General features: G+C 66.0%; 9 protein-coding genes and 1 pseudogene. 1 reads left to right on the forward strand and 9 read right to left on the reverse strand.

Translation table 11 applies throughout. The annotated features are described in order from the left end of the window. Both RJQ10_RS06105 and RJQ10_RS06110 read right to left on the reverse strand, forming a co-directional pair. Positions 1-427 (reverse strand): hypothetical protein (locus RJQ10_RS06105; RefSeq protein ID WP_350144673.1); only part of this gene is annotated, 427 nt, incomplete at its 3' end. A gap of 76 nt (positions 428-503) precedes the next feature. Further along, complete coding sequence (locus tag RJQ10_RS06110; RefSeq protein ID WP_350144674.1) at positions 504-1,526, reverse strand: TIGR03617 family F420-dependent LLM class oxidoreductase; 1,023 nt, start codon at positions 1,524-1,526, stop codon at positions 504-506. A gap of 138 nt (positions 1,527-1,664) precedes the next feature. On the opposite strand from RJQ10_RS06110, the gene RJQ10_RS06115 reads away from it, so the two are divergent. After that, positions 1,665-2,501 (forward strand): SDR family NAD(P)-dependent oxidoreductase, encoded by an 837-nt coding sequence (locus RJQ10_RS06115; RefSeq protein ID WP_350144676.1) that lies wholly within the window; start codon positions 1,665-1,667, stop codon positions 2,499-2,501. A gap of 43 nt (positions 2,502-2,544) precedes the next feature. On the opposite strand, the gene RJQ10_RS06120 is transcribed toward RJQ10_RS06115, so the two are convergent. The 7 genes and pseudogenes from RJQ10_RS06120 to RJQ10_RS06150 form a co-directional block, all read right to left on the reverse strand. Beyond that, a complete protein-coding gene (locus tag RJQ10_RS06120) occupies positions 2,545-3,318 on the reverse strand; it encodes an SDR family NAD(P)-dependent oxidoreductase (RefSeq protein WP_350144678.1) in 774 nt (257 codons plus the stop codon). 14 nt (positions 3,319-3,332) lie between these two features. Beyond that, positions 3,333-4,544 carry an MFS transporter gene (locus RJQ10_RS06125; RefSeq protein ID WP_350144680.1) on the reverse strand — a complete coding sequence of 404 codons (1,212 nt, stop codon included), beginning with the start codon at positions 4,542-4,544 and terminating at the stop codon, positions 3,333-3,335. 13 nt (positions 4,545-4,557) lie between these two features. Beyond that, complete coding sequence (locus RJQ10_RS06130; protein ID WP_350144682.1) at positions 4,558-5,349, reverse strand: SDR family oxidoreductase; 792 nt, start codon at positions 5,347-5,349, stop codon at positions 4,558-4,560. 146 nt (positions 5,350-5,495) lie between these two features. Continuing rightward, complete coding sequence (gene dnaE / locus RJQ10_RS06135) at positions 5,496-8,984, reverse strand: DNA polymerase III subunit alpha (RefSeq protein ID WP_350144684.1); 3,489 nt, start codon at positions 8,982-8,984, stop codon at positions 5,496-5,498. A gap of 9 nt (positions 8,985-8,993) precedes the next feature. Next, positions 8,994-9,596, reverse strand: a complete 603-nt coding sequence (gene rnhB, locus RJQ10_RS06140; protein ID WP_350144687.1) for a ribonuclease HII — start codon at positions 9,594-9,596, stop codon at positions 8,994-8,996. Position 9,597: 1 nt separating this feature from the next. Continuing rightward, positions 9,598-10,752, reverse strand: coding sequence for a lipid-A-disaccharide synthase (gene lpxB / locus RJQ10_RS06145; RefSeq protein WP_350144685.1), 1,155 nt, complete (start codon positions 10,750-10,752; stop codon positions 9,598-9,600). Beyond that, positions 10,752-11,076 (reverse strand): annotated as a pseudogene (locus RJQ10_RS06150) (acyl-ACP--UDP-N-acetylglucosamine O-acyltransferase); the annotation flags it as partial. The gene lpxB and the pseudogene RJQ10_RS06150, both read right to left, overlap by 1 nt.

An 11,076-nucleotide genomic window follows, 5' to 3' on the forward strand; every position in this document is an offset into this window, starting at 1 on the left:
GGCCGATGATGCGGGCGAAACGCAGGCGCGCACTGTTGCCCAGCGCATCCCCGAGATCCGCCCCCATCAGGTGCCTGATACCGGTGGGCTCCACATACTGGCGATAGTAATCGGAGCTGTAGTAGTCCTCCGAGGCCATGAATTCATCCACGGTAAAAACCTGCCCCGGGGGCAGGTTGATGAACGGATCCAGGGCGAAATAGTTCTCATTGTAGGCGGCGTACACGGACGGTGACAGCACCACGGAGTTGATCACCAGGCCGGCATCGCCTTCCCTCGGGGCGCGCAGGATCAAGGTGACAAAGTCCGCGGACAGAGCCTGGCCCAGCAGGCGCAGGAACTCTTCCCAGGGCGGCTCCGCGACCGGACCGCGGGACAGCGCCAGCAACAGCTCGTTCATCGACTCTGAGATCTGGTAATTGCGCATGCCGGGTCCAGCGTTAAAGCGGTGATTGTCCTGCCTCGGTCCGTGGCGGTCAAACGACCCGGCGCAGCAGGCGGAGTCAGCCGCGCAGGCTGGCGATGGCCGCAGCCGCCAGCGGGTCGTCCGCGGGATCCTCGGGCATGGGAAAGGTGATGCTGTGGGCAAGGCCCGCGTAGCGCTCGCGCAGCACATCGGCAATCTCCGGGTAGGTGCCCCGGGGGACAAACTGGGCCAGCATGTCGTCGGTGACGATACCGGCGAGGTCCTGCCAGCGACTCTCGCGGGTGAGCTCCAGCAGCTGCCGGCCCTTGTCCTGCCAGCCGAACATGTCCAGGCTGGGCCAGTAAGCGGGCGTGGAATAGAGAAACCCGAGCAGGCGCCGCTGTTTTTCCCAGGACGCCGTCACTGCCTGCTCATCGCGTCCGGTCGCTATCAGTGGTCCCAGCACCAGCCGAAAGCCGGCCACCGGGCGCCCGGCCTGCTCCAGCCCGCCCTGCAGACGGGGCAGGCACACCGCGCGAATATAGGCGGGAGGCGTGTTGGTGGGATGCGTAATCATGCCGTCCGCCACCCGTCCGACCATACGGGTCATGGCGGGCCCTACCGCGCCACAGAGCACCGGGATATCCGGGTGCGCAATCGGGCCGGGATTAAAAAAGGGCTGCAGGCGGGTGAAGCGGTAGTGCTCGCCTTCGAAACGCAGCCGCTCGCCGGTCTGGAAACTGTGGAAGATGTCCTTCAGCGACTGCACGTACTCACGCAGCTGCGGTACCGGGGACACCCAGCGCGCCGAGTAGCGTTCCTCGATGTTCTGCCTGATCTGGGTGCCCAGTCCAAGCTCGAAACGGCCGGCGGACATCTGCTGAAGATCCCAGGCCGCGATGGCCACAGTCATCGGGCTGCGCGGGAATGCCACCAGTACCGCCGTGCCCACCACCAGGCTATGGGTGGCCTGCAGCGCCATGGCCGCCAGCAACAGGCCATCGTGCACCGCGTCTGGCACCTGCAGGCCGTCGAAACCCATGGCCTCGGCGCGCGCCGCGTGGGCGCCGATGGCAACCGGACCCATGGTTTCAGGCGTCGTGGCATAAACCCGGAACATGACTTGACCTCACTCCACCGCAGCGGATAACTTGACTCAGGTTAGCTTACTAAAGCCTGCCCCACAGCTGCGGCAGCCCGGCTTGTACTACCCATCACCTCCGCCGCGAACTCTGTTCACCCTGACAGGAGCACAGCCATGACCCAGCGCAAAGTCGCCTTCATTACCGGCGCCAGCCGCGGTATCGGTGCGGTCACCGCCGTCGCGCTGGCCCGGGCCGGCTACGACCTGGCGCTCACAGCCCGCACCCTGCGCGAGGGCGAGCAGCACGAGCACGGCGCCTGGGCGTCACAGGAAAGCGCCCTGCCCGGCAGCCTGGAAGCCACCGCCGCGGCGGCCCGCGAATTCGGGGCGAACACCCTGCTGCTGCGCTCGGACATCCTCGACACCGGCAGCGTACTGGCGGCGGCCGACCAGGCCCTGGCGCATTTCGGCAGCGTCGACCTGCTGTTCAACAACGCCTGTTACCAGGGGCCCGGCAATCTGCAGCGGGTACTGGACGTGACCCTGGAGCAGGCGGAAAAGGTCTACCGCGGCAATGTGCTGACGCCGCTGGCGCTGGTGCAGAAACTGCTCCCCGGAATGCTGGCGCGCGGCGCAGGCAGCATTATCAACATGGTCTCCGGTTCCGCCCTCGCAGACCCACCGGCTCCCGCCGACCAGGGCGGTTGGAGCTTTGTCTACCCTTCCTCCAAGGCCGCGTTGATCCGCATGGTACCGAGCCTGCGGGTGGAACACGCCGACAGCGGCCTGCGTTTTTTCAGCGTCGAACCGGGTTTCGTACTCACCGAAGTCATGAAGGCCAACGGCTTCGGCGTCGACATCCCTGCCCTCTATAAACCGACCGCGCCGGAGGCCATTGCCGATGTCGTGCTGTGGCTGGCGGAATCAGCAGAGGCCCTGGACTGGCACGACAAGGGCGTCATCCGTGCGCCGCAGCTGCACCGCAAGCTGTTCCCGGAGCCGGTGGCGTAAATCTCGCCGTACGCGCCGGTGGCAGGGGCTCACGTACCCTGGATCAGGGTTTCCAGGGCACACCGTTGATATGACCGCCGCCGTCGACATAGAGCGTATTACCGGTCATGTAGCGCGAGCCCTCGCTGGCGAGGAACAGCACGACGGGGGCAATATCCTCCTCCGGGTCGCCGCTGTAGCCCATGGGAATCATTTTCTGGATGCCGGCCATCATCTCCGGCATTTCCGCCATCCGCGCCTTGAAGGCCGGCGTTGCCGCGCCCGGACAGATCGCGTTGCAGGTGATGCCATCCCTGCCCCACTCCACCGCCGCCGTGCGGGTAAGCGCACGCACCGCTTCCTTGGCGCAGTTGTAGTCCACGGTGCCGGCGTGGGCATTGACGCCGTTCAGTGAGCACATGTTGATGATACGGCCCCAGCGCTGGGCGGCCATGACCGGATACACGGCCTGCATGGCGGCCAGTACCGCGTGGAACCCCGCGGTCATTGACCCCGCCAGCCGCTCATCGCTGACACCGCTGACGCTGGTAGGATCGCTGCCGGTGGGATAGGCGTTGTTCACCAGTACGTCCACCCGGCCGAACTCACCCAGGGTGCGCTCGACCATGTCCCGCACACTGGCCAGGTCGCGAATATCGGTCTCGATGAACAATCCCTGGCCGCCGAGAGCGGCCAGCGAGTCGGCGACGGCCTGGCCGCGCTGGCGATCAATCTCCGCCACCACCACGGTCCAGCCAGCACGGGCAAAACTGCGGGCGACGCCTTCGCCAATGCCGCCACCGGCACCGGTGATAACAACAATCTCGGGGTGATGCATGATTCAGCTCCTGATCAAGAGGATGTCACTGCCGCCGGCATACGGATCATCGGCAGCAGCACCAGGCCCGCGAGCAGCGCCACCACGAAGCCGAGAAAGGCGCCGGTGTAGCTGCCGGTGGCATCGTGCACCAGTCCCGCCAGCGGCGGCCCGAGCAGGGTCATCGGCATGATGACGGGGTTCATCATGCCCATCACCCGGCCGTAGTTGGCCGCACCGAACAGCACCGCCAGCAAGGCGCCCCAGACCGGCAGCATGCCGCCTGCGGCAAGACCGAGACTGATACTGCCAAACAGCAGCATGCTGTAGCCGTCGCCGACGACGTAGAACACCACCCCGGTGATCACCAGGGCCATGGACGCGGCGAGTCCGGCCCGCAGGTCGACCCGGTCAGCGATAGCGCCAAAACCCAGCTTGCCGGCGATGCCGGCCAAAGCCATGGCGGAAATCAGAAAGGCGGCCCGGTCCGGTGTCGAACCGGTGTCCAGGGCAAAGGGCACCAGGTTGGCCAGCAGCGCAGAATAGACGCCGAACAGCAGGCTGATGGAAAGTGCGACCAACCAGAAATTGCGCTCCCGCAGCAGCGCGGCCGTGGACAGGGGCGGCGGCAGCGGGCCGCCGCTGGGCGGTGGCGCATCGCCGTCCGGATGCAGGCCGCGGTCGGCGGGCCGGTTCGCCACCAGCCAGATCGCGGGCAGGGTCAGCAACAGGGAACCGAGACCGAGAATCCGCAGCGCGTTGCGCCACTCGAAACTGTCGATCAGCCACTGCACCAGCGGGGGAAACACAAAGCCGCCGACCGAGGTCCCGACCGCGGCAACGCCCAGGGCCATGCCACGGCGGCGACTGAACCAGCGCGCCAGCAGGGTCGAAGTGGTCAGCGGACCCAACAGATTGATGCCCAGCATCATCAGGGCCGCATAGATAATCGGTACCTGCCAGCTGGCGGTGGTGAACGACAGCAGGAGATAGCCCGAGGCGAGTCCCACCGCACCCAGGAACATCATCCGGCGCAGTGAACCGCGATCAATCAGCCCCCCCATGAACGGCGACAGCAAGCCGCCGGCCAGGGTCATGCCGGTGATACCCAGCATCATGGTCATGCGGCTGGCCTCGAAGGCTGCCCCCAGCGGCACTGCGACGACGCTGTAGGAATACATGATGGAACCACTGCTGACCATCAACACCAGAAACGCCACACCGACCAGCAACCAGCCGTAGAACATCAGGAAACTCCGTTCAAACGGGCATGTACTCGCCACCGTTCACATCAAGCCCCGCGCCGGTAACCACGCGGGCATAATCCGAGGCCAGGAACACAGCGGCCTTGGCGCAGTCACCGTCGTCGGGGATGTGCCCGAGGGGAATGCTGCGGGTCACCTCGGCGATCAGATCCTCCTTGGGCCGACCACTGGCCTGCGCCTGCCAGTCAAAATAGCCCTCGACTGCCGGACCCCACATCCAGCCCATGTGGCAGCTGTTGACCCGTATATTGTCCTTGCCGAGTTCCAGCGCCAGGTGCTTGGTGGCGTTGCGCAGGGCCGACTTGGAGGCGCCGTAGCCGCCCTGGGTCGCCAGCGGCTTGTGCTCCACCATGGTGGCTATCATGACAATGGCGCCACCGCCAGCCGCGCGCAGGTGGGGTATGCAGGCCTGGGTCAGCTGCATGGTGCCGAAAAAGTTGACCTCCATGCTCCGGCGCCAGCCGTCCAGGTCCGCCTCGGCAATAGGCTCGAAATTACCGGGGTCATAGGCGCTGTTGAAGAGCACATCGATGCGGCCAAAGGCCTCAGCGGTCGCGCCGGCAAGGGCCTCGCACTGGGCGCGGTCGGCGATGTCAGTCACCACCTTGAGCGTGCGGGTTCCAAGACCCAGGGCCTGGATCTCGGCTTCGGCGACGTCCAGCTTGGCCGGCGTACGCGCCGCCAGCACCACGCCCGCGGCACCCTCGCGGGCGGCGAGGGTGGACAGTTCCTGGCCGAGACCCGGGCCGATACCCGAAACGATGACAATCTTGTCCTTTAACAGCATGGCGAGCACTCCTCGGTTTTTATCGTTGCTAGTTAACGGGTACCGATTCTGGGCGCTGGGGCAGGCCGGCGCAATGCGACGGCGGAGGTAGCGGAGGATAGTGCAGCAGATCGAACCGGCGAGGACGCCGGTTGAAACGGACGGAGTCAGGCGTAGTGCAGCGCCACGCGGTCGTTGCCGACACACTCCCGCAGCTGTTGCAGCAGGTCGTCGCTGGGCACGACGGACCAGCGCTCTCCCAGCCGCACCCGCGCGCGATTGCGGGGCTGGCGATAGAGCAGCGACACCGGGCAGCTGCCGCCGCCGGCGCCGGCCAGCGTGCGGGCCAGGCGCTCGGCCAGCTGATCGTCCAGCATCTCCTGCCAGACCTCGATGGTGAGCTCGGCGGCGAACGACTGCCGCGCCTCCAACAGGCTGCGCACCTCTTTCGCCCGCACCGACAAGCCGCCGGAATAATCGTCATGGGCGACACTGCCCTCGACGATCACGATCTGGTCCTTGGCCAGGATATCCCGCTTCTCATTGAAGGTGTCGGCATAGACCGTGACCTCGATCCGCGCGCTGCGATCATCCAGCTGGAGAATGGCCATGGTGTCGCCGCGCTTGGTCTTCATGGTGCGGGAGGCCACCACCAGCCCGGCCAGCATCTGCGTCCCCTGCTTGTCCGCGCGCAGGTCGGCAATGCGGGTCGGCGCGAATCTGCGCACTTCCTGTTCATATTCGTCGATGGGATGGCCGGTCACATACAGGCCCAGGGTGTCCTTTTCGCCGCCCAGTCGCTCGCGACCGGTCCAGGGGTGCACCGCGCGAAAACCCGCGTAGACGTCTGCCACGCCCGTAGCCGGCCCGGGGACGACATCACCGAACAGGTCCGCCATGCCGCTGTCCCGGTTACTGGCGCTCTGCTCCGCGCTTTTCAGGGCATCGTCAAGGGCGGCCATCAGCACCCAGCGCTCCACCCCCAGGGTGTCGAAGGCACCGGCCCTGATCAGGGCTTCTATCGCGCGGCGGTTGACCTTGCGCGGGTCGGTGCGGGCGCAGAAATCGAACAGGTCCAGGAACGGACCGCCCTCCTCCCTGGCCCGCAGCAGGTTCTCCACCGGGCCCTCTCCCAGCCCGCGGATCGCGCCCAGGCCGTAGATAATGTCGTTGTCGGCGTTGACGGTGAACATGTACTGGCCTTCGTTGACATCGGGCAGGCGCAGCACCAGCTGCATCGCCCGACACTCTTCGACGAACACCACGATCTTGTCGGTGTTCTGCAGTTCCGAGCTCATCACCGCCGCCATGAAATGCGCGGGATAGTGGGTCTTCAGCCAGGCGGTCTGGTAGGAGACCAGGGCGTAGGCTGCGGAGTGTGATTTGTTGAAACCGTAGCCGGCGAACTTTTCCACCAGGTCGAAGATCTTGATCGCCAGTTCGCCGTCCACACCCTTGTCACCGGCGCCCTGCTCGAAGACCGCGCGCTGCTTGGCCATCTCCTCGGGCTTCTTCTTGCCCATGGCCCGGCGCAGCAGGTCCGCCTCGCCGAGGCTGTAGCCGGCCAATTCCTGGGCAATCTGCATCACCTGCTCCTGGTAAAGGATGATGCCGTAGGTGGGTTCCAGGATAGGCTGCAACAGCGGGTGCTGGTACTGGGCGTCCGGGTAGGAAATGGCCTCGCGGCCGTGCTTGCGGTTGATGAAGTTGTCCACCATTCCCGACTGCAGCGGGCCCGGGCGGAACAGGGCCACCAGGGCAATGATGTCCTCGAAGCAGTCCGGCTTCAGGCGCTTGATCAGGTCCTTCATGCCGCGGGATTCAAGCTGGAACACGGCGGTGGTTTCCGCCGCCTGGAGCAGCGCAAAGGTGGGCTGGTCATCCAGGGGGATGGCCGAAATGTCCAACGCCGCCTCGCCCTGGGAGTCGCGCACGGCGTTGATCATGCGCACCGCCCAGTCGATGATGGTCAGGGTACGCAGGCCGAGGAAGTCAAACTTGACCAGCCCGGCGTCCTCCACGTCACCCTTGTCGTACTGGGTGACCAGCCCGGCACCGGTTTCATCGCAATACAGGGGAGAGAAATCGGTGAGCTTTGAGGGCGCAATCACCACCCCCCCGGCGTGCTTGCCAACGCCCCGGGTGATCCCTTCCAGCTGCAGGGCCATATCCCAGATTTCCAGGGCCTGGCTGTCCTCATCGAGGAAGGTGCGCAACACCTCCTCCTGCTCCAGTGCCTTGGCCAGGGTCATCCCCACTTCGAAGGGAATCATCTTCGACAGCTTGTCCGCCAGACTGTAGGGCTTGCCCTGTACCCGGGCCACATCGCGCACCACCGCCTTGGCGGCCATGGTGCCGAAGGTAATGATCTGGGAGACGGCCTCGCGGCCATAGGTCTCGGCCACGTAGTCGATAACCCGGTCGCGCTTCTCCATACAGAAGTCGACATCGAAGTCGGGCATAGACACCCGCTCGGGATTGAGAAAGCGCTCGAACAGCAGGTCGTACTGCAGCGGATCGAGGTCGGTGATCTCCAGCGCGTAGGCCACCAGCGAACCGGCGCCGGAGCCGCGCCCGGGGCCGACCGGGATATCGTGCTGCTTGGCCCAGCGGATGAAGTCCATCACGATCAGGAAGTAGCCGGGGAAGCCCATCTGGATAATGGTGTCCAGCTCGAAATCCAGCCGCGCCCGATACTCGGCCTGCAGCCGGGCGAACTCCGGGGCCGCCGGGTCGAACAGCGTGGCCAGGCGCAGCTCCAGCCCCTGGTGGGAAAGTTGGCGGAAGTACTCATCCATGGTCAGCCCGGGCGGCACCGGGTAGTCGGGCAGGAACGGTTTGCCCAGCTCCAACACCAGGTTGCAGCGCCGCGCTATCTCGACACTGTTGGCCAGCGCTTCCGGGATATCGGCAAACAGTTCTGCCATTTCTTCCGGCGAGCGCAGGTACTGCTGCTCGGTATAGGCACGAGCCCGGCGCGGATCATCCAGAGTCCTGCCCTCGCGGATGCAGACCCGCGCCTCATGGGCCTCAAATTCGCTGGCATCCAGAAACCGCACATCGTTGGTGGCGACCACAGGGCACTGCAGCCTGGCCGCCAGCTCCACAGCCGCGTGCAGATGGGTCTCGTCGCCTTCGCGACCGGTGCGGTGCAGCTCCAGGTAAAAGCGCCCGGGATACAGCGCCAGCCAGTACCTGGCACGCTCCTCTGCCAGCGCCGGCCGCTCCGCGAGCAGCGCCTGCCCGACGTCACCCGCCGCCCCGCAGGACAGCGCGATCAGGCCTTCGCTGCGCTCGGCCAGCCAGCTCTTGTGCACCCGTGCCACGCCCAGGTGCTGGCCCTCGGTGTAGGCGCGGGAAATGAGTACGGTGAGGTTGCGATAACCGGTGTCATTCATGGCCAGCAGGCACAGCGGATAGGCGCGCTCGGGATCGTCCTCGTCCAGCACCCGCAGGTCGACCCCGAAGATGGGCTTCACCCCCGCCGCGAAGGCCGCCTTGTAGACCTTGACCAGGGCGTAGAAATTGCAGATATCGGTGATCGCGACTGCCGCCATACCCAGTGTCGCCACGCGTTCGACCAGCGGCTTGACCCGCACCAAGCCGTCGACAAGTGAGTATTCGGTGTGAAGTCTGAGGTGTACGAAGTCGGCCATGCGGGCAGTTTACCCCGCGGGCGTCTGCGGCAACAGGGCCTTGACCGGCGCGAAGCTGCGCCGATGCACCGGCGTAACCCCGAGGGTCCGCAGTGCCTGTAAATGGGCCGCTGTGGGGTAGCCCTTGTGCGCCGCAAAGCCGTAGCCGGGGTACTGCGCGTCGAGCGCGACCAGTTCGGCGTCCCTTTGCACCTTGGCCAGGATGGAAGCGGCGGCAATGGCGGGCACCCGGTCGTCGCCCCTGACCACCGGTTCCGAGCGGTAGTCCCAGCGCGGTAGCCGGTTGCCATCCACCAGTACCCACTCGGGCTGCGGATCCAGCGCCTGCACTGCCCGATGCATGGCGAGGAGCGACGCCTGGAGGATATTGAGCGTATCGATTTCCAGCACCGAAGCGCGCGCGACAGCCCACGCCAGGGCGTGCTCGCGAATCTGCCCCGCCAGTTCCTCGCGGCGGGCGGCGGACAGCTTCTTGGAGTCACGCAAGCCCGGCACAGGGCGGGCCGGGTCCAGGATGACCGCCGCGGCGACCACGTCCCCCGCCAGCGGCCCGCGGCCCACTTCGTCGACACCGGCCAGGCCGGGTGCATGATAATCGATGCCGAACAGCATGCTAGCGGTGACCACTCCCCAGCACTGCGGCAACGGCATCGGCACAGCGCTCGCCAAAACCCAGCCCCAGGGCCTGGTGGATTGAGGCAAAAGCCTGGCGCTGCTCCCGGGCAACATGGGAGTTGTAGAGCAGCGGCTGCACAGCGGCCACCAACGCCTCCTCCGTCGCCGCGCCCTGAATCAGCTCCGGCACCAGGGCCCTGCCCGCCAGGATATTCGGCAGTCCGGCAAAGGGCGTCTTTACCAGCCGCGACACCAGGGCCCAGCTCAGCGGCGCCATGCGGTAGGCCACAGCCATCGGACACTGCACCAGCAATGCTTCCAGGGTGGCAGTGCCGGAAGCCAGCAGTACCGCATCCGCCGCCATCATCACCTCCCGCGAGCGTCCCTCAACCAGGGTCAACGGCAGGTCCGTATACGCAGCCAGCTGCGCCCGCAGCTGGACCATGCGCTCGGGGCTGGCTGCGGGCAACACCAGGCGCAACTCGGGGTCGGCGCGGCACAGCCGCCGCGCCGTCGCCAGGAACAGGGGTGCCAGCAGGCTGACTTCGCCACCTCGGCTTCCGGGCAGAAGTGCCAGCAGCCGGCCGCTGGCAGGCAAACCGAGAGCCGCGCGGGCGGCACTGTGGTCTATCTGGACCGGGATTTCGTCCGCCAGCGGGTGGCCGACAAAGTCCGCGGCAATGGCGTGCTGCCGGTAGATATCGGTCTCGAAGGGAAACAGGCACAGCATGCGGTCGACCGCGCGCCGGATCTTGCGGATGCGTCCCCGGCGCCAGGCCCAGACCGAGGGACTGACCAGGTGCACAGTGGGAATCCCGACCCGGCGGAGTTTCATTTCCAAGTGCAGGCAGAAATCCGGGGAGTCGATGCCGACAAACAGGTCCGGGGGGTTGGCGAGGAAGTGCTGATAGACGCTGCGCCGGATGCGCAGCAGTTCAGGCAACCGCTTGAGTGGTTCCACGAACCCCATCACCGACAGCCGCTCCATGGGGAACAGGCTGTCCAGCCCCTGAGCCTGCATCAATGGACCGCCAATGCCCTCTATCTGGAGCTGCGGGTAGCGTTGGCGAAGGGCGCCGAGCAGCCTGGAGCCGAGGATGTCACCCGAAGCCTCGCCCGCCAGTACGCCAATGCGGAGGCCGCGGCCGTCCACTAGCGGACGATACCGCGCTCCGAGGCGCGCAGGGAGTCGATCATGACCTGTACTTCCGGCGTATCACTGAGCATGGTTTCCAGGCGCTGGATGGCCAGCTCCAGGGTCAGCCCCTGCCGGTAGATAATCTTGAAAGCGCGCCGCAGCTGACTGATGGCGTCCGAGGAAAAGCCGCGCCGGCGCAGGCCCTCGATATTGATGGTTTTGGCTTCCGCCGGGGCGCCGCTGACCGTGACGTAGGCAGGGACATCCTTGCCAATCGCCGTACCCATACCACTGAAACTGTGGGCGCCTATCTTGCAGAACTGGTGTACCAGGGTGTAT

The organism is Haliea sp. (assembly GCF_040222615.1).
GTDB lineage: Bacteria > Pseudomonadota > Gammaproteobacteria > Pseudomonadales > Halieaceae > Haliea.